The organism is Canicola haemoglobinophilus, from assembly GCF_002015075.1.
In the GTDB taxonomy this organism is placed as follows: domain Bacteria; phylum Pseudomonadota; class Gammaproteobacteria; order Enterobacterales; family Pasteurellaceae; genus Canicola; species Canicola haemoglobinophilus.
Genome location: NZ_MUXZ01000021.1, coordinates 1 through 24,325 on the forward strand (window position 1 = coordinate 1; position 24,325 = coordinate 24,325).

18 protein-coding genes and 4 tRNA genes are annotated in these 24,325 nt (G+C 38.0%); 2 read left to right on the top strand and 20 right to left on the bottom strand.

Annotation, left to right across the window (positions count from 1 at the left end):
- Positions 1-33: 33 nt before the first annotated feature.
- The 10 genes from B0186_RS07450 to B0186_RS07495 form a co-directional block, all read right to left on the bottom strand.
- Positions 34-450: a hypothetical protein gene (locus B0186_RS07450; protein WP_235817200.1), complete on the bottom strand. Its 417-nt coding sequence runs from the start codon at positions 448-450 to the stop codon at positions 34-36.
- A gap of 680 nt (positions 451-1,130) precedes the next feature.
- Positions 1,131-1,514 (bottom strand): YadA C-terminal domain-containing protein, encoded by a 384-nt coding sequence (locus B0186_RS07455; RefSeq protein WP_235817201.1) that lies wholly within the window; start codon positions 1,512-1,514, stop codon positions 1,131-1,133.
- 596 nt (positions 1,515-2,110) lie between these two features.
- Positions 2,111-6,373: a DNA-directed RNA polymerase subunit beta' gene (gene rpoC, locus B0186_RS07460; RefSeq protein ID WP_078218750.1), complete on the bottom strand. Its 4,263-nt coding sequence runs from the start codon at positions 6,371-6,373 to the stop codon at positions 2,111-2,113.
- Between the two features lie 92 nt (positions 6,374-6,465).
- Positions 6,466-10,494 (bottom strand): DNA-directed RNA polymerase subunit beta, encoded by a 4,029-nt coding sequence (gene rpoB / locus B0186_RS07465; RefSeq protein WP_078218751.1) that lies wholly within the window; start codon positions 10,492-10,494, stop codon positions 6,466-6,468.
- 459 nt (positions 10,495-10,953) lie between these two features.
- Complete coding sequence (gene rplL, locus B0186_RS07470) at positions 10,954-11,322, bottom strand: 50S ribosomal protein L7/L12 (protein ID WP_078218752.1); 369 nt, start codon at positions 11,320-11,322, stop codon at positions 10,954-10,956.
- Between the two features lie 51 nt (positions 11,323-11,373).
- The gene (gene rplJ, locus B0186_RS07475) at positions 11,374-11,865 is read right to left on the bottom strand and encodes a 50S ribosomal protein L10 (protein ID WP_078218753.1); all 492 of its coding nucleotides are present in this window, start codon (positions 11,863-11,865) and stop codon (positions 11,374-11,376) included.
- A 286-nt stretch (positions 11,866-12,151) separates the two neighbouring features.
- Positions 12,152-12,841, bottom strand: a complete 690-nt coding sequence (gene rplA, locus B0186_RS07480; protein WP_078218754.1) for a 50S ribosomal protein L1 — start codon at positions 12,839-12,841, stop codon at positions 12,152-12,154.
- A gap of 4 nt (positions 12,842-12,845) precedes the next feature.
- Positions 12,846-13,274 carry a 50S ribosomal protein L11 gene (gene rplK, locus B0186_RS07485; protein ID WP_078218755.1) on the bottom strand — a complete coding sequence of 143 codons (429 nt, stop codon included), beginning with the start codon at positions 13,272-13,274 and terminating at the stop codon, positions 12,846-12,848.
- A gap of 160 nt (positions 13,275-13,434) precedes the next feature.
- A complete protein-coding gene (locus B0186_RS07490; protein ID WP_078218756.1) occupies positions 13,435-13,734 on the bottom strand; it encodes a hypothetical protein in 300 nt (99 codons plus the stop codon).
- A gap of 10 nt (positions 13,735-13,744) precedes the next feature.
- Positions 13,745-14,578, bottom strand: a complete 834-nt coding sequence (locus tag B0186_RS07495) for a hypothetical protein (protein ID WP_078218757.1) — start codon at positions 14,576-14,578, stop codon at positions 13,745-13,747.
- A gap of 128 nt (positions 14,579-14,706) precedes the next feature.
- Between B0186_RS07495 and B0186_RS07500 the strand changes: the two genes are divergently transcribed.
- On the top strand, positions 14,707-15,096 hold the full coding sequence (locus B0186_RS07500; RefSeq protein ID WP_235817202.1) for a helix-turn-helix domain-containing protein: 390 nt from the start codon (positions 14,707-14,709) through the stop codon (positions 15,094-15,096).
- On the opposite strand, the gene B0186_RS07505 is transcribed toward B0186_RS07500, so the two are convergent.
- The 8 genes from B0186_RS07505 to B0186_RS07540 form a co-directional block, all read right to left on the bottom strand.
- Positions 15,093-15,290, bottom strand: coding sequence for a hypothetical protein (locus tag B0186_RS07505; RefSeq protein WP_078218758.1), 198 nt, complete (start codon positions 15,288-15,290; stop codon positions 15,093-15,095). The two genes, B0186_RS07500 and B0186_RS07505, sit on opposite strands and share 4 nt — an antisense overlap.
- Before the next feature lie 64 nt (positions 15,291-15,354).
- Positions 15,355-15,909 carry a transcription termination/antitermination protein NusG gene (nusG, locus tag B0186_RS07510; protein WP_078218759.1) on the bottom strand — a complete coding sequence of 185 codons (555 nt, stop codon included), beginning with the start codon at positions 15,907-15,909 and terminating at the stop codon, positions 15,355-15,357.
- A 1-nt stretch (position 15,910) separates the two neighbouring features.
- A complete protein-coding gene (gene secE, locus B0186_RS07515; protein ID WP_078218760.1) occupies positions 15,911-16,318 on the bottom strand; it encodes a preprotein translocase subunit SecE in 408 nt (135 codons plus the stop codon).
- A 180-nt stretch (positions 16,319-16,498) separates the two neighbouring features.
- A complete protein-coding gene (tuf, locus tag B0186_RS07520; RefSeq protein WP_078218761.1) occupies positions 16,499-17,683 on the bottom strand; it encodes an elongation factor Tu in 1,185 nt (394 codons plus the stop codon).
- A gap of 102 nt (positions 17,684-17,785) precedes the next feature.
- Positions 17,786-17,861: transfer RNA gene (locus B0186_RS07525), tRNA-Thr, on the bottom strand.
- Positions 17,862-17,864: 3 nt separating this feature from the next.
- Positions 17,865-17,939: transfer RNA gene (locus B0186_RS07530), tRNA-Gly, on the bottom strand.
- Positions 17,940-17,982: 43 nt separating this feature from the next.
- Positions 17,983-18,067, bottom strand: a tRNA-Tyr gene (locus B0186_RS07535).
- A gap of 30 nt (positions 18,068-18,097) precedes the next feature.
- Positions 18,098-18,173 (bottom strand) — tRNA-Thr (locus B0186_RS07540).
- 216 nt (positions 18,174-18,389) lie between these two features.
- On the opposite strand from B0186_RS07540, the gene coaA reads away from it, so the two are divergent.
- Positions 18,390-19,343 (top strand): type I pantothenate kinase, encoded by a 954-nt coding sequence (coaA, locus tag B0186_RS07545; RefSeq protein ID WP_078218762.1) that lies wholly within the window; start codon positions 18,390-18,392, stop codon positions 19,341-19,343.
- Positions 19,344-19,400: 57 nt separating this feature from the next.
- Here the strand turns inward: coaA and gltS are convergent, their stop codons facing one another.
- Together gltS and dnaE are read right to left on the bottom strand one after the other, a co-directional pair.
- Positions 19,401-20,609, bottom strand: coding sequence for a sodium/glutamate symporter (gene gltS / locus B0186_RS07550; protein ID WP_078218763.1), 1,209 nt, complete (start codon positions 20,607-20,609; stop codon positions 19,401-19,403).
- A gap of 181 nt (positions 20,610-20,790) precedes the next feature.
- Positions 20,791-24,267, bottom strand: coding sequence for a DNA polymerase III subunit alpha (gene dnaE, locus B0186_RS07555; RefSeq protein WP_078218764.1), 3,477 nt, complete (start codon positions 24,265-24,267; stop codon positions 20,791-20,793).
- Positions 24,268-24,325 lie beyond the last annotated feature (58 nt).

Below are 24,325 nucleotides of genomic sequence, written 5' to 3' on the forward strand. Positions count from 1 at the left end.
ATGAAAGTGATATAGGCTCTTTTTCTCAAGTTATTAGCAACTTTTTTTATTTAAAAAATCCTTAATAAACATAATCTTATGCTTTTTAGTTAATCCATTATGATTTATTAATTTCCGCTTTAATTCACTAAATAAACCTTCAAGCCTATTTGTTGTTTTTTCTATATTTAATTCAGAATATTTCAGACTTGCATAAGCGCCTCTTAAGCCTTTATGTTTATAAGGAAAATAACCGCTTTCATTACATTTCTCTGAGCGTTCATTTAAATAATCTTGATGTTTTAAATACCAATAATGCAGACGACGATAAAAATCATTTTTACTGCTTTCTTTGAGCATTTTAACTAATGTTTTTAATTCTTTTCCTGCTAAAAATTTATGCTTTTTTCTTAACTTCCTCATTACCATCACCACTAAATGGAAATGGCACATTTGGGTTGGGGTATTCAATAAAATCCTTGAGCAAACCTCGCCGAAACTGAGAGTTTTTTCACAACTCTTCGATAACTTTCGAAGTTTGTTTTCATCCTTTTTGATGACTTCATCCAACCTTTTTAGAAAAACAGCCTCCGTTTCAAGTTCGAAGATTATGAAATGCAATCGGTCTTCTTCGTTTTTAGATGATTGAAACATTTTGACGTATTTGTGGCTCATGCTCAGATGTCTTTTAGCCTTTAGTAACCTGTTATACTATTTTTATCAAAGACCTTTTAAGCTCTGAGAAATAATCCCCCTAGTTTGAAATGCCAAAATGAAAGCTGACTTTCAATAAGGTAAACTCAGCGGAAAGCACTATTTTAACAGTTATATTTAAATTTGGGAGAATAGGTAAATTTAGTATGTAGTACGCAAACTCTCTTGAGTCTGAATCACACTATTGAAAAACCATGAACTAGTTGCTCTGCTTTTTATCCGAACCTGGTGCTCATAGAAAGGCTCTAGTGGTGTGTGAGATAAAATCACAATCACTTCACCTGTTATGTAAAAGATTAGTTGTATTTAGTCATACAAATCTGCACCTTAATTTGTTGGTTTTTTAATCCAAATTTTGAGGTGCAGACCAAATTATTACTGTACTTTATTGTTTGGTGTAATCGACAAAATGGCACCGCTTATTTTTCTAATACTTTTTAGAACTCGTAATTTACGCCTACATTATAAGCAGCGTTGCCTTTACCAAATCCTACCGCAACACCAGCTTTAGCTGCAAATTTAGTATTCACTCTATAGCCCATACCAACAGCAACTGCTGATTTAGATTTATAACCACCCACAGCTGCTGTAACATTTACTTTGCCAACATTATAAGGCTGGAATAAGCCTGCTAAAGCAGCTTGTGTCGCTAATCCCACTTTTACTTCCTTATTTAATTTCTCAATGCGTGATGTATTACTTTCTAATTGCTCATTTAACTTACTAATATTAGCCGGAGCTAACAACGCTATTGCTTGCTGATTTTGCTGAATAAGTAAATTAGCAGCATCAAGTGCCGATTGTTCTGCTTTCTTCTCCAATTTTGAATTAGTCGTATCAAGATCTGCTTGACTTGCTTTTCCTTTTAGAGCTTCTTCATCAAAATTTTCTAATTTTTCTGTAATTCCTTTTAATTCGGCTTTTAATTCGTTTTTAGTGTCACTAGCTAAAGTAGCAGCATCATTCGCGATACTAAGAGCTCTGGTAGCTTGGGTATTCGCCCCAAACGCGTTAGTACCAATATAAGTTACAACCTCAGCAACTTTTTCTGGATTACTAGCGTCATCTTTAGAAAGTTTAAATGTATCAGCTAAAGTGCCAGCAGCTAATGCCCCCCTGAAATCAGCGAAGTAAGTAATAACGTCATTTTTGTTAATTTATATTGTTTCATATTTATATCTCCCTAAAAAATAAAAAACTGCGATATGATAACAACAAAGTATAAAAAATCGATAACAACCAAAATATTAAAATAATAAAAAGAAAATCAAAATAAAGAAAAACTTCAAAAAAACAATTTAAATAGAAAAATCCCTATCATTAGTAAAAATAAAAGATGGTTTGCCATCAAAAAACCGATATTCACAAATATGAATATCGGTTTCATTGAACGAAATAATTTGTAACTAGTTACATATTATTCTGCATCATCTGCCATATTTAACATTTCTGCTAAATTTGCCGTTGCATCTTCTGCGGAGAACGTAAATTCAGAAGCAATTTCTTCTTCATCAAGTGCGGATAATTTAACTTCTGGTTCTACCTCAGCAATGCCTGCTGCACGATTTTTCTGGCGATTTTGATGATATGCAAAACCTGTACCAGCTGGAATTAAGCGACCAACAATAACGTTTTCTTTTAAGCCACGTAATTCATCGCGTTTGCCTGCTACCGCTGCTTCTGTTAACACACGAGTTGTTTCTTGGAAGGATGCAGCAGAAATGAAGGATTCTGTTGCAAGAGATGCTTTAGTTATACCAAGCAATTCACGTTCAAACTCAACTAATGGCTTACCTTCTGCTGCACGTTTGCGGTTAACGATTTTCACACGTGCTACTTCAACTTGCTCACCCTCTAAGAATTCAGAGTCATAAGCGTTGGCGATAATCGCTTTACGCAACATTTGGCGTACAATAACTTCGATATGTTTATCGTTAATTTTTACCCCTTGTAAGCGGTAAACTTCTTGTACTTCGTTAACGATGTAATCAGTTACTGCATGTACACCACGTAAGCGTAAAATATCATGTGGTGTTTCTGCACCATCAGAGATTAAGTCACCACGTTGTACCATCTCGCCTTCAAATACGTTCAATTGACGCCATTTTGGAATCATTTCTTCGTATGTTTCGCCTTCTGCTGGTGTGATTAATAGGCGGCGTTTACCTTTAGTTTCTTTACCGAAGGACACAACACCTGAGATCTCAGCTAGAATTGCTGGTTCTTTCGGTTTACGTGCTTCAAATAAATCTGCTACGCGTGGAAGACCACCAGTAATATCTTTTGTACCAACAGATTCTTGTGGAATACGAGCTAATGGCTCACCCACAGAAACTTCTGCGCCATCATCTAATATCACAATCGCTTTACCAGGTAGGAAGTATTGTGCCATTACATCAGTACCTGGGATAAAGATATCGTTACCCTGCGCATCAACTAATTTGATTGCAGGACGTAAATCTTTACCAGCTGTTGCTCGCTCACCTACATCTTGAACAACGATTGAAGATAAACCTGTTAATTCATCAGTTTGACGAGTTACAGTTAAGCCATCAACAATATCTACAAATTTCACAAAACCACTTACTTCAGAAACAACTGGCATTGTATGTGGATCCCAGTTAGCAACTGTTTCGCCAGCTGTAACTTCTTGTCCATCCGCTTTATTTAATACCGCACCATAAGGCACTTTATAATGCTCTTTCGTTCTTCCGAATGCGTCAATAATAGTTAATTCGGTATTACGTGAAGTTAAAACTAATTTACCTTCTTTATTCGTAACGAACTTAACATTTGCTAAACGCAATGTACCGGTATTTTTAACTTGAACACTAGATTCTTTTGCAGCCGCAGATGCCGCACCACCGATATGGAACGTACGCATGGTTAACTGTGTACCTGGTTCACCGATTGATTGTGCCGCAATAACACCCACAGCTTCACCTTGGTTAATTAAGTGGCCACGCGCTAAGTCACGTCCGTAACATTTCGCACACACACCAAAATCAGTATCACAAGTTACAACAGACCGCACTTTGATGCTATCCACAGAGTTTGCATCAATAACATCACAAAGTTTTTCATCTAATAAAGTATTGCGAGGAATTAAAACTTCGCTTGTACCCGGTTTTAAAATATCTTCTGCCGCTACACGACCTAATACACGATCACGTAATGCTTCTTTTACATCACCACCCTCAATAAGTGGAGTCATTACGATACCTTCATGTGTACCACAGTCATCTTCAATGATGACTAAATCTTGTGCAACATCAACTAAACGACGAGTTAAGTAACCTGAGTTCGCTGTTTTTAACGCCGTATCCGCAAGACCTTTACGCGCACCGTGAGTTGAAATAAAGTACTGTAATACGTTTAGACCTTCACGGAAGTTCGCTGTAATTGGTGTCTCAATGATAGAACCATCTGGACGAGCCATCAAACCACGCATACCAGCAAGCTGACGAATCTGTGCGGCAGAACCACGAGCACCTGAGTCTGCCATCATAAAGATGCTATTAAATGATGCTTGTTTTTCTGGTTGACCTTCACGGTTAATAACTTCTTCTTGTGAAAGGTTTTCCATCATCGCTTTAGCAACACGTTCGTTTGCTGCAGCCCAAATATCGATTACTTTATTGTAACGTTCGCCTGCAGTTACTAAACCAGACTGGAATTGCTCTTGAATTTCAGCAACTTCTTCTTCCGCAGCAGAAATAATTTCATATTTCTTCTGAGGAATAACCATATCATCAATACCAACAGATGAACCAGAACGAGCCGCATAAGCAAAACCAGTGTACATAATATGGTCAGCAAACAATACGCTCTCTTTCAATCCTAAACGGCGATAGCTTTCATTGATTAATTTAGAAATTGCTTTTTTGCCTAGGGTTTGGTTGAACAAACTAAACGGCATACCTTTTGGTGCGATCATCCATAGGATTGCACGACCAATGGTGGTATCCACTAAATTTGTTTGAGGTTCAAATTCACCAATTGCATTCTTCACATATTCAGTAATACGCACTTTTACACGTGAATGTAATTCAGCTTGACCTGTACGATAAGCTTTCTCTGCTTCACGAGGGTCCTGTAACAACATGCCTTCGCATTTACCGTTCACTTTGTCACGAGTCATATAGTAAAGACCTAATACAACGTCTTGTGATGGAACGATAATTGGCTCACCGTTTGCAGGCGATAAAATGTTGTTAGTTGACATCATTAAAGCACGAGCTTCTAATTGCGCTTCGAGCGTTAATGGAACGTGAACAGCCATTTGGTCACCATCGAAGTCCGCATTGAACGCCGCACAAACAAGTGGGTGTAACTGAATTGCTTTACCTTCGATCAAGATTGGCTCAAATGCTTGAATACCCAAACGGTGCAATGTTGGTGCACGGTTTAATAAAATTGGGTGTTCGCGAATAACATCAGCAAGAATATCCCAAACAATCGCATCTTCACGCTCAACTATTTTCTTCGCTGCTTTAATGGTGGTTGCAAAACCACGGCTTTCTAATTTAGCGTAGATAAATGGACGGAATAATTCCAATACCATTTTTTTCGGTAAACCACATTGATGTAAATGTAAGTATGGACCTACTGTAATTACAGAACGACCTGAATAGTCAACACGTTTACCTAATAAGTTTTGACGGAAACGACCTTGTTTACCTTTGATCATATCCGCAAGAGATTTTAATGGACGACGGTTTGAACCTGTAATTGCGCGACCACGACGACCATTATCTAATAATGCATCAACTGATTCTTGTAACATACGTTTTTCATTACGCACAATAATATCTGGCGCAATAAGGTCTAATAAACGTTTTAAACGGTTGTTACGGTTGATTACACGGCGATATAAATCGTTCAAATCAGATGTAGCAAAACGACCACCATCTAATGGCACCAATGGACGTAAATCTGGTGGTAAAACAGGTAATACTGTCATTACCATCCACTCTGGCTTATTACCAGACTGAATGAAAGATTCTAATAATTTTAAGCGCTTAGTGATTTTCTTACGTTTCGTTTCAGAATTTGTTTCTTGTAATTCTTCACGCAATGTTTCACATTCCGCTTCTAAATCCATGTCGCGTAATAAGGCTTGAATTGCTTCTGCCCCCATTTTCGCATCAAATTCATCTTGCCAACGATCTTCTGCTTCTAAGAACTGCTCTTCCGTTAATAATTGACCGCGTTCAAGATCAGTCATTCCCGGCTCGATAACAATGTAAGATTCAAAATAAAGTACACGCTCAATATCACGCAATGGCATATCTAATAATAAACCAATACGGGACGGCAATGATTTTAAGAACCAAATATGTGCAACTGGTGAAGCAAGCTCAATATGCCCCATACGTTCACGGCGTACTTTAGCCTGCGTTACTTCAACACCACATTTTTCACAAATAACACCACGATGTTTTAAGCGTTTGTACTTACCACATAAACATTCATAATCTTTTACTGGTCCAAAAATGCGAGCACAGAAAAGACCGTCACGCTCAGGCTTGAATGTGCGGTAGTTGATAGTTTCAGGTTTTTTAACTTCACCATATGACCAAGAACGGATCATATCTGGTGATGCTAAACCAATTTTAATGACATCAAAATCTTCTGAAGTTTTTGATTGTGCTTTTAAAAACTTTACTAAGTCTTTCACGATTTGCTCCTATCGGAGTTAAACTTATTCAAGTGCGGTCAAAAATTTTAAAATTTCTACCGCACTTGGGCGTATTTTTTTCGGTTTACCAATTATTCTTCATCAAGGTCAATGTTGATACCTAATGAACGAATTTCTTTCATAATTACATTGAAAGACTCTGGTGTACCTAGATCCATTTGGTGAGTGCCGCCAACGATGTTTTTATACATCTTCGTACGACCGTTCACATCATCGGATTTCACTGTCAACATTTCTTGTAATGTATAAGCAGCACCATATGCTTCTAGAGCCCATACCTCCATCTCACCGAAACGTTGACCACCGAATTGTGCTTTACCACCAAGTGGTTGCTGAGTAACAAGACTATATGAACCAGTTGAACGAGCATGCATTTTGTCATCAACTAAGTGGTTCAATTTCAGCATATACATGTAACCTACTGTTACTGGACGTTCAAATTGTTCACCTGTACGACCATCAAATAAGGTAATTTGACCAGAAGTTGGTAATCCACCTAATTCTAATAACGCTTTGATTTCTTTCTCATGCGCACCGTCAAATACTGGCGTTGCTAATGGCATACCTTTACGTAAATTTTGTGCTAAACGTAACACTTCTTCATCAGTAAAGGTTGAAAGATCAACTTTTTGTGAACCATCACCTAAGTCATAAGCTTTTTGGATATAGCCACGTAATTTTTCAACATCTTGTTTTTGCTTGATCATGGCATTGATTTGATCACCAATACCTTTTGCAGCTAAACCTAAGTGAGTTTCTAAGATCTGACCGATGTTCATACGTGACGGAACCCCTAGTGGGTTCAATACGATATCAACTGGTTGACCGTTCTCATCGTATGGCATATCTTCAACTGGGTTAATTTTTGAGATAACCCCTTTGTTACCATGACGACCAGCCATTTTATCCCCCGGTTGGATTTGGCGTTTCACAGCAAGATAAACTTTAACAACTTTCAACACGCCCGGTGCTAAATCGTCACCTTGAATAATTTTGCTACGTTTAACTTCAAGTTTGTGCTCGAAATCTTTACGCAATTCTTCGTATTGTTCCGCAAGTTGCTCTAATTGATTTTGTTTATCTTCATCTGCCAAGGTTTGTTCTAGCCATTGAGTGCGGTCTAATTTTTCTAATTGTTTCTCATCGAAACCACCAGAAATAAGAAGATTATGTACACGTGCAAATAAACCTGCTTCTAAGATCTCTAATTCTTCCACAAGATCTTTCTTCGCTTGTTTTAATTGCATTTCTTCAATTTCTAATGCACGTTTATCTTTTTCCACGCCATCACGTGTGAAGACTTGAACATCAATAACTGTACCAGATGTACCATTTGGTACACGTAATGAAGAATCTTTAACATCAGATGCTTTTTCACCAAAAATAGCGCGTAAAAGTTTTTCTTCTGGGGTTAATTGTGTTTCACCTTTAGGAGTTACTTTACCCACAAGAATGTCGCCACCTTTAACTTCAGCACCGATATAAACGATACCTGATTCATCAAGTTTACTTAGCGCAGCTTCACCTACATTTGGAATATCTGCGGTAATTTCTTCTGAACCTAATTTTGTATCACGAGCAACACAAGATAATTCTTGAATATGAATAGTTGTGAAACGATTTTCTTGCACTACACGCTCAGACACTAACATTGAGTCTTCAAAGTTATAACCGTTCCAAGGCATGAATGCTACACGCATATTTTGACCAAGTGCTAACTCACCCAAGTCAGTTGACGGACCGTCAGCTAAGATTTCACCACGTTCAATCGGATCGCCTAATTGCACGCAAGGAATTTGGTTGATACAAGTATTTTGGTTAGAACGAGTGTATTTAATTAGGTTATAAATATCGATACCCGCTTCACCTGCAACAGTTTCATCTTCATTTACTTTTACTACGATACGAGAAGCATCAACATATTGGATAGTACCACCGCGTTTAGCAACAACCGCAACACCAGAGTCTAGTGCTACTGGTTTCTCCATACCTGTACCTACTAATGGCTTATCAGCTCTTAATGTTGGTACTGCTTGACGTTGCATGTTCGCACCCATCAAGGCACGGTTCGCATCGTCATGCTCAAGGAATGGGATTAATGCTGCCGCCACAGAAACAACTTGTTGTGTTGAAACGTCCATATAATGAATTTCTTCTGGGCGATATAAACCTGACTCGCCATGCTCACCACGACAAGTTACAAAAGCATCAGTAAAACGAAGTTCCTCATCAAGATTTGAGTTTGCCTGCGCGATAACATATTTACCTTCTTCAATTGCCGATAAATATTCAATTTCTTCTGTTACTTGACCATTTACCACTTTACGATATGGCGTTTCTAAGAAACCATAGTCATTAGTACGCGCATAAACAGATAATGAGTTAATCAAACCAATGTTTAGACCCTCTGGGGTTTCGATTGGACAAACACGACCATAATGTGTTGCGTGAACATCTCGAACCTCAAAGCCAGCACGCTCACGAGTTAAACCACCCGGTCCTAACGCAGAAATACGGCGTTTATGGGTAACTTCTGATAATGGGTTATTTTGGTCCATGAACTGAGAAAGTTGTGAAGAACCAAAGAACTCTTTCACCGCTGCTGAAATAGGTTTTGCATTAATTAAATCTTGTGGTGTAACTGCACCTAAGTCACCTAAAGAAAGACGTTCTTTCACCGCTCTTTCTACACGAACTAAACCAATACGGAATTGGTTTTCTGCCATTTCACCAACAGAACGAATACGACGGTTACCTAAGTGGTCAATATCATCCACTTCGCCACGACCGTTACGAATATCGATCAGCTTACGCATTACATTGACAATATCTTCTTTGCTCAATGTACCGCTACCCGTTGTTTCTTCAATGCCTAAAGAGCGGTTGAATTTCATACGTCCTACTGCAGATAAATCATAGCGTTCAGATGAGAAGAATAAGTTATCAAATAATCCTTCCGCAGCTTCTTTTGTAGGTGGCTCACCTGGACGCATCATGCGATAAATTTCAACTAATGCACTTAAACGATCATAAGACGGATCAACACGTAATGTTTCCGAAATATATGGTCCAAAATCTAAGTCGTTAGTAAATAAGGTTTCAATATTCTTATAGCCAGCTTGTGATAATTTCGCTAATAACTCTAATGAGATTTCCATATTTGCTGGACAAATAATCTCACCTGTTGATAAATCAACGTAATCTTTAGCTGAAACTTTACCCACAATATATTCTGTTGGCACTTCAACTTGGCTAACTTGATCTTTTTCTAATGCTTTAATATGACGAGCAGTAATGCGACGACCACGTTCAACATAAACTTTGCCATTTGCTTCGATATCGAAAGATGCGGTTTCTCCACGTAATCTTTCTGGGACTAAAGTCATTAGTAATTTGTTATCTTTGATCTCAAATGCAATTTTATCGAAGAATAAATCTAAGATTTCTTCTGTCGTGTAATTTAATGCACGTAAAATGATCGTTGCTGGTAATTTACGACGGCGGTCAATACGAGCAAATAAATTATCTTTTGGATCAAATTCAAAATCCAACCAAGAGCCGCGATAAGGGATAATACGCGCGTTATATAATACTTTTCCTGATGAGTGCGTTTTACCTTTATCGCTATCAAAGAATACGCCCGGGCTACGATGTAATTGAGACACGATAACACGCTCAGTACCATTAATTACAAAAGTACCGTTATCTGTCATCAATGGGATTTCACCCATGTAAACTTCTTGTTCTTTAATATCTTTAATCGTGCCTGGTGCTGCATCTTTATCATAGCTCACTAAACGTAATTTTACGCGTAATGGCGCAGCATAGGTTGTACCACGAATTTGACATTCTCTTACGTCAAAAACAGGTTCACCTAATTTATAGCTAACATATTGTAATTCCGTATTGCCGTTATTGCTGACAATAGGGAATACAGAACGAAATGCGGCTTCTAAGCCTTGTTGACCTTCAGGATCTTTCTGAATAAATTTCTCGAAAGAATCAAGTTGAATTGTTAATAAATAAGGTACATTCAAAACTTGCGGACGTTTGCCGAAGCTTTTACGAATACGCTTTTTTTCGGTATAGGAGTAAACCATTTGGGTTCCTCTGTAAATATTAGTGAGACCGATGAAATGAAAAAACGAAACTAACCACAAAGTGCGGTTAATTTTTTCAAAATTTTCAAATCAATGATTGAGCCCATTTTCAGATACCGCACTCTGAACCTTACTTCTGATGAACGGATTGCATTAAGCTAACAGATTGATTTAACTTAATTTTTCTGCAATAAGATGGGAAGATTTACTTTTGCCATTAAACAAACTAGCCTAGCTAGCGACAAAATGGTCGAGAATTATAGCAAATAACGGCTTATATGGTCAAATCTTTATCACAATTATCCTGTTCTGACTGCATTTCACTTTTACAAAACAATTGAGGCGTTTTTGGATATAAGAACAAGATCAGATGCCAAATTCAGATAAAAATTTCCAACAAAAAACCCGATGTTTCCATCGGGCTTTTTTGAATCTTGAAGACTATGCAAAAAATCAAAATTATTTGATTTCTACTTTTGCACCAGCTTCTTCTAATTCTTTCTTAAGTGCTTCAGCTTCAGCTTTAGAGATGCCTTCTTTTAATGCTGCTGGAGCAGATTCAACTAAGTCTTTAGCTTCTTTTAAGCCTAAACCAGTTGCACCACGTACTGCTTTGATTACTGCTACTTTGTTAGCACCAGCTTCAGCAAGAATTACGTCGAATTCAGTTTTCTCTTCAGCTGCTTCTGCTGGACCAGCTGCTACTGCTACTGCTGCTGCCGCTGCAGAAACACCAAATTTTTCTTCCATTGCAGAAATTAATTCTACGATTTCAGTTACAGTTTTTGAAGCAATCGCTTCAATGATTTGTTCGTTAGTTAATGACATAACAATCAATTCCTAAAGTAAATAAATTAAACGAGTTAAGAAAGGCTTTAATTAAGCCGCTTCTTGTAATTTGTCGCGGTATGCCGCAAGAGTGCGAGCAAGTTTGCCTGCCGCTGCTTCTTTCATAGTACCCATTAAACGTGCAATTGCTTCGTCGTAAGTTGGTAATGTTGCTAAGAATTCAACATCTTGGATCTTACCTTCAAAGGCTGCACCTTTAACTTCAAACTTATCGTTTGCTTTAGCAAAATCTTTGAACAAACGTGCTGCTGCACCTAGATGCTCATTAGAGAATGCGATAAGTGTTGGACCTACAAACGTATCTTTTAAGCATTCGAAATCTGTGCCTTCTACTGCACGACGTAATAATGTATTACGCACAACACGCATAGAAACGCCAGCTTCACGAGCTGCTTTACGTAATTCAGTCATTTTATCAACAGTAACACCACGAGAGTCCGCGATAACTGCAGATAGGGCACCTTTGGCTGCTTCATTTACTTCAGCAACAATTGCTTGTTTGTCTTGAAGATTTAATGCCATTGGCTTTTAGCTCCTGAATACACTCCGATTGCTCGGAATTATAAAACTTCTCAAAAAAACACCGCACTTTTAGCGGATTTTCTTGAGGCTAAGGTGCACAGAAGCAAGAAAAATTCTTATTCTGTATCACCATCTACGTAGGATTATTAAGAAATCATCTTTCCCCTACGGTCTTGGACGGGGCTTGATAAGGTCAAGCACCAACCAGAAATCTTATGCCTTACGGCATAAACAAAGGCGCATATTATATAGACAAAATACGCCTCTGTAAAGGTTTGGCTATTAATTATAAGCTGCTTTGATCAACAGCAACACCAGCACCTTGGGTAGTAGAAATACTTACTTTCTTGATAAAAATACCTTTAGCTGTTGCAGGTTTAGCTTTAGTTAACGCTGCTAACAATGCTTGTAAGTTTTCTTTTAATTGTTCAGCTGAGAAATCTGCTTTACCGATTGTGGTATGGATAATACCATTTTTGTCGTTACGGTAACGGATCTGACCAGATTTAGCATTTTTAACTGCTTCAGCAACGTTTGGAGTTACAGTACCTACTTTCGGGTTTGGCATTAAACCACGTGGTCCTAAGATTTGACCTAATTGACCCACAACACGCATTGCATCTGGAGAAGCGATAACAACATCAAAGTTCATTTCGCCTTTTTTGATTTGCTCTGCTAAGTCTTCCATACCCACTAAATCAGCACCAGCTGCTTTAGCTGCATCAGCATTAGCACCTTGAGTAAATACCGCAACACGCACTGAACGACCAGTACCATGTGGTAATACTGTTGCACCACGAACGTTTTGATCAGATTTACGAGCGTCAATACCTAAGTTAACTGCAACATCAACACTTTCAACGAATTTTGCTGAAGTGAATTGTTTTAATACTGCAATAGCTTCATTGATTTCATATTGTTTTGTTGAATCAACGCCAGCTTTAATTGCTTTCATACGTTTAGTAAGTTTAGCCATTAGATTAACCCTCCACTACTAAACCCATTGAACGCGCAGTACCTTCAATAGATTTCATTTTAGTTTCAATTGTTGCACCAGTCATATCTGCTGCTTTAGTTTCAGCGATTTGACGGATTTGATCTAAAGTCACTTTACCTACTTTATCTTTGTTTGGTTTACCAGAACCAGATTTAATACCAGCTGCTTTTTTCAATAATACTGCCGCAGGTGGAGTTTTTGTCACGAATGTGAAAGAGCGGTCTGCATAAACTGTAATAACTACAGGAATTGGTAAACCTTTTTCTAAGCTCTCAGTACGAGCGTTGAATGCTTTACAGAATTCCATAATGTTCACACCTTGTTGACCTAATGCAGGACCAACTGGTGGTGATGGGTTAGCCATACCAGCTGCAACTTGCAACTTAACGTATGCTTGGACTTTTTTTGCCATTTTTAGCTTCCTCTTTATGGGTATAACGCTGTTACCAGCTCCCCAGTTACTCATAAGCACCATGTGCTACACAAAAATACGAGCCAGTAAAACTGGTTCGTAAATAGGTTGCGAATTGTAGGGGATTTATGATCGTTTTTCAAGCGGAAAGTTTAATGGATTACTTATCCTTATTGCCTAAAACTTTAGAAAGCAAGAAACCGCCCACTAATCCTGCAACTCCTAACACTAAATTATTTGAACCTTCTGATTCAGAGTTCTTTTTAGTTGACATATTCTTTGGTTCATTTTGTTTCGTCCTTTCACAGCCACGAACACAAGAAACAATACTTGCATTTACAAAATTAGCTTTAAACTTATTTCTTGCTTCTCTCTCGTTTCTAGCCACAATAATATATAAGGAGGTACTACGATTACCTTCCATTCTCGCCATAATTTTAAATTCATACTCTTTAGACATTGCCTATCCCTCATTCACGAATTCTTCTTAAAATTGCGTCTTTATTATTCAAAATAAGATCTTTAACTTTAGTTTCGGGGATGACCATTCTGACGGGCATAGGAAGTACTTGGTACAATTTTTCAATAAGTTTTAGCCATGCTTCATCCTCACCTGTTTGGAGCTGATAGACAAGATCAGATACACCACTACTTTCTAAAATTTTCGCAATACTATCTTCATGCTTATTCAAGAATTTTTCGAGAGCTGACTCTTCAGGAACATCTCCTTCAAAATGAAATTTATATAAAAAGCACTCATCATATAAATTTTGAGCCTCCTTATCATCTAACAACGGCTTCTTTTCATTAATTAACTGTGTGTTTGCATTAATAACTGCGGAGAATCCAACTATAAAATGAGCTAAATTTAATGAAAGGAAAAAATCATGACTGGCAACAGGTTTTATTTTATATGCAATACCGAAGCTATCCCCATTTTTATTATATAGTTCCAATGTGCTATCTTTATTATGAATTTTTATTTCATCTATATCTTCGTATGCAACTTCACAAGGATCTTCAAACAGATTTTTAATATAAATTTTTTTATCCGTAAAAATAATGCCATCCGTAGCACTTCCAAATAAGGTTGTATCAAATAGAAGTAGTATTTTTTCTGAATCATCTATATTTTTTCCAAAGGATTTTTTAGCGTTATTCAATTTTCTTACTGGATATGGAAAAAAATCATCATCGAACCTACTTTGATCATAAAGCGGATACATTGTTCCTTTATATCTCAACTCAGCAGCAATACCAACAGAGTCAATCGCATCTCTTAAGAACTTATATGTCTCATACATCCCAAAATCTCCTATACAATGAACTTAATATATTGTCCTATATGCTATACTGGTTTAAAATTTATGCCACCAACTCCAAATCTATAAAATTCACCTAACAAGGCGATAAATTAAACTAAGAGATGAATATGGCAAAAGTAAACGAAACAGTAAAGGTTATGCGAGAAATGAACCAACTTACCCAAGAAGATATGGCAGAAAAGCTAGGAATGTCGATAAATGGGTACTCAAAACTTGAGCGTGGAATCTCAAAGTTGAGCCTAGAAAAATTAGAACAGATCGCAACAATTTTTAATATCAATGTGTCAGATCTTTACTCTGCGAATGAAAAAGGGTTCTTTTGTTTGTTTAGTGAGAATAGTCAAAACAACTCAACTTACTATGCAAATTCTGATGCGGTTGCTGCAGAAAATGAAAAGCTTAAATTAGTGGTTGAACATCAAAAAGAGCTACTTTTACAGAAAGATAATGAAATTTCTGCATTAAAGGAAATTATTACATTAATGAAACAAGCCTAATCAAAATTCACTTCACGTAACTTGGTGGACTGGTGAATATCTCTCAGTATTTGCTCAAACTCTTCCCAGCTTTCATCAGAAATACCCTCTAGAGTTTTGGCTGTAATTGTTGCAAAATCCCATAGCTTTTTAGGTTTGAATGATTCTTCCCATTCAGATTCAACAGAAAGTAACTTATCTAAGTCTTTACTCATATTCCCCCTATAAACAAACCGCTTGTCATTATACAAGCGGTTCGATTTTGTTAAAAATTTGCAACTAGCCGTTCATCTTCTCAACTTGGCTAAATTCAAGTTCAACTGGCGTGGCACGACCAAAAATTGAAACAGATACTTTAAGGCGCCCCTTATCATAATCCACTTCTTCAACGGTGCCGTTAAAGTCGGCAAATGGCCCTTCGGTAACTCGGATTTCTTCGCCCGGTTGGAATTCTTTGCGGTGACGTGGTTTGTCTGCCGTTTCTTGAACTCGGTTAAGAATACGTTCTGCTTCTTTTTGTGAAATTGGCGCTGGTTTATCTGGTGTTCCACCGATAAATCCCATTACTCTAGGCACGCTACGAACGACTTGCCAAGTGTAATCGTTCATTTCCATTTGCACTAAAACATAACCTGGGAAATATTTACGCTCACTTTTACGGCGTTTGCCACCAACATTTTCAACAACCTCTTCTGTTGGCACTAATACTTCACCAAATTGGTCTTCCATTTGATGCAATTTAATATATTCTCGTAATGTCGCAGCAACACGACCTTCAAAACCAGAAAATGCTTGAAGGACATACCAGCGTTTTTTTGCTGTATTCTCTGTCATATTAGAACCTTAAATCTGTTAAAAATGTAATTAATGAAACGATAACTGAATCTAATCCCCATAAAATTAATGAGATGAGTGCGGTAACGGCAAATACAATTAATGTTGTTTGCATCACTTCTGGACGAGTAGGCCATGTAATCCTTCTTAATTCAACACGAGCATCAGAAAAAAATCCTCTTGCTTTTGTTCCTTGATTAGTAGTAGCTGCAATACCTAAAGCCACAAGCAAAGCAATAACGATACCAACGACACGAATAGGAGTAGAAAATTTTTCTACCAAGTAAACATTACCCACTGCTACCACAATAACAACAGCAACTACTAATAACCATAAAAAGCCATTTAGACCTTTTGATTTTTGCTCAATTTCAGGAGCGGTCTTATTTCTTGCAATTTCTAACGCCATAAATTATATCCATCATCTTATTTTATAATAGGATTCCCATCTAAATTAGATGGGCGATTTTATCACTTTATTATTTTATTGCCTATTAAAAAATATAAATTGTTTATTTTTAATATCAATGAAAAAGGGATCTGTAAGATCCCTTTCTTATCAAAGCCTATATAAATAGGAATTCAATACCTACTTGATAATTTTAGCCACAACACCAGCACCTACTGTACGACCACCTTCACGAATCGCAAAACGTAAACCTTGGTCCATTGCGATTGGGTGAATTAAGCTTACTGTCATTTTGATGTTATCGCCTGGCATTACCATCTCAACACCTTCTGGTAATTCGATAGTACCAGTTACGTCTGTTGTACGGAAATAGAACTGTGGACGGTAACCTTTGAAGAATGGAGTATGACGACCACCTTCTTCTTTTGATAATACGTAAACTTCTGATTCAAAGTCTGTGTGTGGTGTGATTGAACCTGGTTTCGCTAATACTTGACCACGTTCGATTTCTTCACGTTTTGTACCACGCAATAATGCACCAATGTTCTCACCTGCTCGTCCTTCGTCTAACAATTTACGGAACATTTCAACACCAGTTACTGTTGTTTTCGTAGTTTCTTTAATACCAACGATTTCAACCTCTTCACCTGTACGGATGATACCACGCTCTACACGACCAGTTACTACTGTACCACGACCTGAAATTGAGAATACGTCTTCAATTGGTAATAAGAATGGTTGGTCTACTGCACGCTCTGGCTCTGGAATGTAGTTGTCTAGGTAGCCCGCTAATTCAAGAATTTTTTCTTCCCATTCCGGTACGCCGTTTAATGCTTGTAATGCTGAACCTCGAACAATTGGAGTATCATCTCCCGGGAAGTCATATTGAGATAGAAGTTCGCGTACTTCCATTTCTACTAATTCTAATAACTCTTCGTCATCTACCATGTCGCATTTATTTAAGAATACGATGATGTATGGTACACCTACTTGGCGACCTAATAAGATGTGTTCACGAGTTTGTGGCATTGGGCCATCTGTTGCTGCTACTACTAAGATAGCGCCGTCCATTTGTGCCGCACCAGTAATCATGTTTTTAACATAGTCCGCGTGTCCCGGGCAGTCTACGTGTGCGTAGTGACGAGTTTCTGTATCGTATTCAACGTGTGAGGTGTTGATAGTGATACCACGCGCTTTTTCTTCTGGTGCGTTATCGATTTGATCGAATGCACGAGCTGCACCACCGAAGTGTTTTGCTAATACTGTCGTGATTGCTGCTGTTAAAGTTGTTTTACCGTGGTCAACGTGGCCGATTGTACCCACGTTTACGTGCGGTTTTGTACGTTCAAATTTTTCTTTAGACATTGAAAGTCCCTCTAAAAAACACGGTTATCGATGGTACAATAACACCACATTAACCTAATGTATGATTTACGGTTTATTTAAAAGGATAGTTGAAATAAGAAGTGGTGCTGATAGGCGGATTTGAACCGCCGACCTCACCCTTACCAAGGGTGCGCTCTACCAACTGAGCTATATCAGCGCTTGGAGCGGGCAGCGGGAATCGAACCCGCATCATCAGCTTGGAAGGCTGAGGTAATAGCCATTATACGATGCCCGCAGTCCATCAATTCAACTGTCCCATCAGAATTCATTATTAAGAATGGTGGAGGGAGAAGGATTCGAACCTTCGAAGGCTGAGCCGGCAGATTTACAGTCTGCTCCCTTTGGCCGCTCGGGAATCCCTCCACACTAAATGAATACTTGTTTACTTGAGAATGGTGCCGACTACCGGAATCGAACTGGTGACCTACTGATTACAAGTCAGTTGCTCTACCTACTGAGCTAAGTCGGCGTCGTAAGCAAGTGAGGCGTATTATATGGAAAAAATTACCCCTGACAAGTGTTTTTTTTGAAAAAAAACACTTTTTTTCATTATTCGATTAATAATCAGGCAAAATGCATAAAATTTATAAAAAAACAGCGAATTTAGCCTATTTTTAGATACTTGTTTTATCATTTATCATGTATATTTCTACTCCATTGTCTATCCTTTGAAGTAGAAATTATCGTGGAAGAGCTTAATACAATTAAAATTCCTGAGCATTTAACGCCTTTTTTAAATTTTAATCGACAACAGTGGTCTGAGCTACGAAAGTCAGTACCATTAAAACTGACCGAGCAAGATCTCAAACCATTATTAGGTTTTAATGAAGAGCTTTCTTTAGACGAAGTCAGCACAATTTACTTGCCCCTTGCACGTCTAATTAACTACTACATAGAAGAAAATTTACGCCGGCAAACTGTATTGAAACGTTTTCTTGGCGGACATAATCCCAAAGTCCCTTATATCATCAGTATAGCTGGGAGTGTATCAGTTGGGAAAAGTACATCGGCTCGTATCTTACAATCATTATTAGCCAATTGGCCTCAAGCAAGAAAAGTAGATTTAATCACCACTGACGGATTTTTATATCCATTAGAAATATTACAAAAAAAGAATTTACTACAAAAAAAAGGCTTTCCTGTTTCTTATGATACCCAGCGCTTAATTCGTTTTTTAGCTGATATAAAATCAGGTAAACGTAGTGTTCAAGCCCCAATTTATTCTCATTTAACCTACGATATTATTCCTGATCAATTTGATATAGTTGACCAACCAGATATTCTTATTTTAGAAGGACTTAACGTTTTGCAAATTGGTTCAAATAAATCTAATCAACTATTCGTATCTGATTTTGTTGATTTTTCAATTTTTGTTGATGCTGACGAAGAACAATTAAAAGAATGGTACATAAAACGTTTCTTAAAGTTTCGTCGTAGCGCTTTCTCAGATCCAAATTCTTACTTTAAGCATTTCGCTAATTTATCAGAGCAAGAGGCTATCGAAACAGCAAGTCAAATTTGGGATAATATTAATGGATTAAATTTACGGCAAAATATTTTACCCACCAGAGAGCGAGCAAATTTAATTCTGAAAAAAGGAGCAAATCATAAAGTTGAATTAGTTAAACTCAGAAAATAAACAAAAAAATACCGCACTTTCGACCAAAAAGTGCGGTATTTTTTATCCATCTTTTAATTAATGTAAAACATCAACAATATTTAAAAAGATTTTTAATGACACGCTATTTAATAAATCGATAAAGAATGCACCGACCATAGGTACAATTAAGAAAGCTTTATGCGAAGGTCCAAAATGCGACGTTACTGCTTGCATATTCGCAACCGCTGTTGGTGTAGCGCCTAAACCAAAGCCGCAATGGCCAGCACTTAATACAACCGCATCATAATCACGTCCCATTAGACGATAAGTCACAAAAATAGAATACGCTGCCATTACAACTACTTGTGCCAATAACACCACTAGAATTGGTAATGCTAAGCCTACTAATTCCCAAAGTTTTAAAGACATTAACGCAATCGCTAAAAAGAGTGATAATCCTACCGTACCTAATACATCGATTGCCTCATCAGCCACTTTGAACTTCACAACATGAGCTAAAGCATTACGAATTACTGTACCTGTAAATAAACACCAAACGAAAGTCGGCAATTGAAGTGCGGTACCTTTTGTTAGAACATCTAAATATTGCCCTACAAATAAACACACCGACATCATCGTGATGGTTTCAATAATTGAACGAGTATTAATTTTATGGCGATATACTGGCTTTTCAAAAACCTCTTCTACATCATCTACATTTTCATCTTCTGGCACTTCGGCTTTATGCAAACGTTTCAATAAGAAGCTCGCTACTGGTCCACCGATAATACCACCGAATACTAAACCAAATGTTGCACAAGCCATCGCTAGCTCTAATGCACCTTGGATACCAAAGCGATTACTGAGTGTTTCAGCCCAAGCAGCTCCCGTACCATGACCACCAGTCAGTGTTACAGAACCAGCAATTAAGCCATAGGCAGGATCTAAACCAACCAGTAAAGATGTACCAATACCCACAGTATTTTGTAAGATAATTAAGCCGAGAGCGGCAAATAAAAAGATAACGAGCGGTTTACCGCCTTTTGCTAAACGAGCAAAGTTAGCACTAAGCCCAATAGAGCTAAAGAACACTAACATCATAGTGCGTTGTAAATTAGTATCAAAACTAAAGCTCATATTCCAAAAATGGTGCACGATAGTCAAACCAACGGCAACAATAAATCCACCAACAACTGGCTCAGGAATATTGTACTCATTCAAGAAACGAACTCGTTTTACTAAAAAATAACCAAGTAATAAAACCAAACAGGCTAACGCCACTGTTTCATAAGTATCAAAAGTCATATTATCCTCTTTTTGATTGTTATTCCTGTACGTATTAAATCAAATACTAGGATAGGAAAATTAGCAAATTATCTTTGCAAATTAGGTAAGGTGAAGGAATGTAACAAAAAGAAAGCGTCTTTGTCTAGTAAAAAGCATAATTTACCTCATCTATGTTAGTTTCAAATAAACCAGATGCTTTTTACTCAAACTCAAGCTCTACCGCACTTTCGCCTAGCATTGCCACCAAATTACTTAATAATTCATCAGTAGGAGTTACAGACCATTGCACACCAAAACGTATCAACGCACGCCCCTCGTTACTTTGATAATACACATGAATTGGCAATGAGCCATTACTATGCGGCTCAATAATCCCTTTCAATTGACGAATAAATGGTAGAGAAATTTGTTCTTGCGATAGACTAATAGCTAAATTTTTCGCATAACGGCTACGAGCCTCATCTAAGGTCATTAGCTCTCGCACTGACATTTTTAAGCCTTGAGAGAAATCATCAAAACTGACCATACCAGACACAATCACAATGGTGTCTTTTTGCAATTTATCACCAAAGCGCTCTAACGCCTCGGCAAATAAGGTTATATCTAAAAGACCTGAGCGATCATCTAGTGTAGCAATACCTAATCGACTTCCTTTTTTAGTTACCGCAAATCTTGATGCAACAATTAAACCACAAGCCGTACTCATCTTGCCTTTCTTACTCGGTGATAATTCGTTCAATCTTGTAGAGCTATAATGGGATAACTCTTTTAAATATCGACTAATTGGATGGCTACTTAAATACAATCCTAAGGTTTCACGTTCGCCATCTAAAATCTGTTTTTCGCTCCAGCGAGGCGTATGCGCATAGGCATTTTCAACATCTTCTGGGCTTTCGGTCAACACCCCAAACATATCCGCCTGCCCCATAGCTTCATCTTTAGCATGTTGGTCTGATGCTCTTAAAGCATCTTCCAAATTTTTAGCAAGTGCGGCACGATGTGGACCTAATTTATCAAACGCACCAGATTTAATCAGGCTTTCAAAAGTGCGGCGATTAACTTGTTTTAAATCCACTCTGGCACAAAGATCGAAGAGGTCTTTAAAAATTCCGCCCTGTTCGCGCGCGGTAACAAGTGCATTGATTGGGCTTTCTCCCACCCCTTTTATTGCACCAATACCATACACAATTTCGCCATTTTCATTCACACTAAAATGGTGCTTACCCGTATTAATATCTGGTGGTACAACAGTTAATCCCATGCGTAAACATTCATCATAAAGTCCCACAATCTTATCGGTATTATCCATTTCAGATGTCATTACCGCTGCCATAAATTCCGCTGGATAATGGGTCTTTAACCAAAGAGTTTGATAAGACACTAACGCATAAGCTGCAGAGTGCGATTTATTGAAACCATAACCTGCAAATTTCTCCACCAAGTCAAAGATTTTCATTGCGAGATCGCCATCAATACCTTTTGCTATTGCTCCTTTTTCAAAAATATCACGCTGTGCAGCCATTTCTTCAGGCTTTTTCTTACCCATGGCTCGACGTAATAAATCCGCTCCACCTAAACTGTAGCCAGCCAATTCCTGTGCGATTTGCATCACTTGTTCTTGATAAACAATAACACCATAGGTTGGCTCTAAAATCGGTTTAAGAGATTCATGTTGATATTCCGCATCAGGATAAGAAACAGGCTCAACCCCATGTTTACGGTCAATAAAATTTTGCACCATTCCCGACTCCAAAGGACCGGGACGGAATAAAGCAACAAGAGCGATAATATCCTCAAAACAGTCAGGCTGAAGACGTTTAATTAAGTCTTTCATTCCTCGAGATTCCAACTGGAATACCGCTGTGGTTTCAGCTCTTTTCAACAACGCAAATGAATCAGGATCATCTAAAGGAATTGCCGAAATATCTACCGCACTTTTACCCTCTTTGGCTAAACGAGCATTAATCATATCCAATGCCCATTTAATAATGGTTAAGGTGCGTAACCCTAAGAAGTCAAATTTGACTAAACCGGCATATTCCACATCATTTTTATCGAAATGGGTAACAGGGTGTTTACCTTCAGAATCACAATATAAAGGGGAAAAATCAGTGATTAAACTTGGGGAAATTACCACGCCACCCGCGTGTTTGCCCGCATTACGAGTCACCCCTTCCAGTTTACGAGCCATATCCACTAAGGCTTTCACTTCTTCATCATTTTCATAAATTTCTGGTAATCTCGGTTCCGCTTCAAAGGCTTTTGCCAAAGTCATGCCCGGATCAGAAGGAATTAATTTAGAAATACGATCCACAAAGCCATAAGGATGCCCTAATACACGCCCCACATCTCGAATCACCGCTTTTGCCGCCATAGTACCAAAAGTGATAATTTGCGATACCGCACCACGTCCATAGGTTTCGGCAACGTGCTCAATCACGCGATCTCGACCGTCCATACAGAAGTCCACATCAAAATCGGGCATAGACACACGTTCAGGGTTAAGAAAACGCTCAAAGAGCAAATCAAATTCGAGCGGGTCCAAATCGGTAATTTTTAACGCATAGGCAACTAAGGAACCCGCCCCAGAACCACGCCCTGGCCCCACTGGAATATCATTATCTTTTGACCATTGAATAAACTCCATTACGATCAAGAAATAGCCTGGAAAGCCCATTTGGTTAATTACGTCTAATTCTGTTTGTAAACGCTCATCATAAACTGTGCGTTTTTCTGACCGCACTTGAGGATCAGGAAATAAGACTTTTAAACGTTCCTCTAAGCCTTCTTTAGATTTTTGAATTAAAAAGTCTTCGGTGCTTAACTCGCCTGTTGGGAATTGCGGTAAGAAGTAAGTGCCTAAGCGCACAGTAACATTACAACGCTGAGCAATTAATAAGGTATTTTCAAGTGCGGTTGGAATATCAGCAAATAATTCACACATCTCTTGTTCAGAACGGAAATATTGCTGTGGGCTATATAATTTCGGGCGTTTCGGGTCATCTAATGTATAACCGTCATGAATGGCAACCCGAATTTCATGAGCCTCAAAATCTTCTGCATTTAAAAAACAAACATCATTTGTTGCTACTAAAGGCAACTGCTTTTGTCGTGCAAGAACTAAGGCTGCTTGAATATAGCGTTCTTCATCAGGACGACCCGTACGGCTTAAACTTAAATAAAAATGCTCAGGGAAATATTCTTGATAAAACGCCACCGCACTTTCCACATCTGCAGGGTTATTTTTCAGTAATTTTTTCCCCACATCGCCATTACGCCCACCAGATAAAACAATAATCCCTTCACGATGTTCGGCTAACCAAGCCTGATCAATATAAGGCAAATCGGAATAACCACGCTCATAAGCCTTTGAAAGCAACAAGGTAATATTATGATAGCCTTGATTATTTTTGGCTAATAAAGTCAGTTCAAAAAGCTCATCGCCCAACAAATCACTTTTAACCAACACATCGGCGCCAATAATAGGCTTAACCCCCGAAGATTGCGCCTCACCATAAAAACGCACCAAGCCACAAAAATTGGTAAAATCCGTTAATGCCATTGCGACCATTTCATTTTGCACACAGGCTTTTACCAAAGGTTTAACTTTAGCGATACCGTTAATCATGGAAAAATCACTGTGTACACGCAAATGCACAAAACGAGGCTGCGACATAACAAATCCTATAAAAATCATTTGAGGGAAAAGTGCGGTGTATTTTAGCGGTATTTAT

Bases quoted from the DNA above. Each gene is read 5' to 3' on its own strand.
- rpoB (WP_078218751.1), bottom strand. From the start codon at position 10,494: ATGGTTTACTCCTATACCGAAAAAAAGCGTATTCGTAAAAGCTTCGGC.
- rplL (WP_078218752.1), bottom strand. From the start codon at position 11,322: ATGTCATTAACTAACGAACAAATCATTGAAGCGATTGCTTCAAAAACT.
- rplJ (WP_078218753.1), bottom strand. From the start codon at position 11,865: ATGGCATTAAATCTTCAAGACAAACAAGCAATTGTTGCTGAAGTAAAT.
- rplA (WP_078218754.1), bottom strand. From the start codon at position 12,841: ATGGCTAAACTTACTAAACGTATGAAAGCAATTAAAGCTGGCGTTGAT.
- rplK (WP_078218755.1), bottom strand. From the start codon at position 13,274: ATGGCAAAAAAAGTCCAAGCATACGTTAAGTTGCAAGTTGCAGCTGGT.
- B0186_RS07490 (WP_078218756.1), bottom strand. From the start codon at position 13,734: ATGTCTAAAGAGTATGAATTTAAAATTATGGCGAGAATGGAAGGTAAT.
- B0186_RS07495 (WP_078218757.1), bottom strand. From the start codon at position 14,578: ATGTATGAGACATATAAGTTCTTAAGAGATGCGATTGACTCTGTTGGT.
- B0186_RS07500 (WP_235817202.1), top strand. From the start codon at position 14,707: ATGGCAAAAGTAAACGAAACAGTAAAGGTTATGCGAGAAATGAACCAA.
- B0186_RS07505 (WP_078218758.1), bottom strand. From the start codon at position 15,290: ATGAGTAAAGACTTAGATAAGTTACTTTCTGTTGAATCTGAATGGGAA.
- nusG (WP_078218759.1), bottom strand. From the start codon at position 15,909: ATGACAGAGAATACAGCAAAAAAACGCTGGTATGTCCTTCAAGCATTT.
- secE (WP_078218760.1), bottom strand. From the start codon at position 16,318: ATGGCGTTAGAAATTGCAAGAAATAAGACCGCTCCTGAAATTGAGCAA.
- tuf (WP_078218761.1), bottom strand. From the start codon at position 17,683: ATGTCTAAAGAAAAATTTGAACGTACAAAACCGCACGTAAACGTGGGT.
- gltS (WP_078218763.1), bottom strand. From the start codon at position 20,609: ATGACTTTTGATACTTATGAAACAGTGGCGTTAGCCTGTTTGGTTTTA.
- dnaE (WP_078218764.1), bottom strand. From the start codon at position 24,267: ATGTCGCAGCCTCGTTTTGTGCATTTGCGTGTACACAGTGATTTTTCC.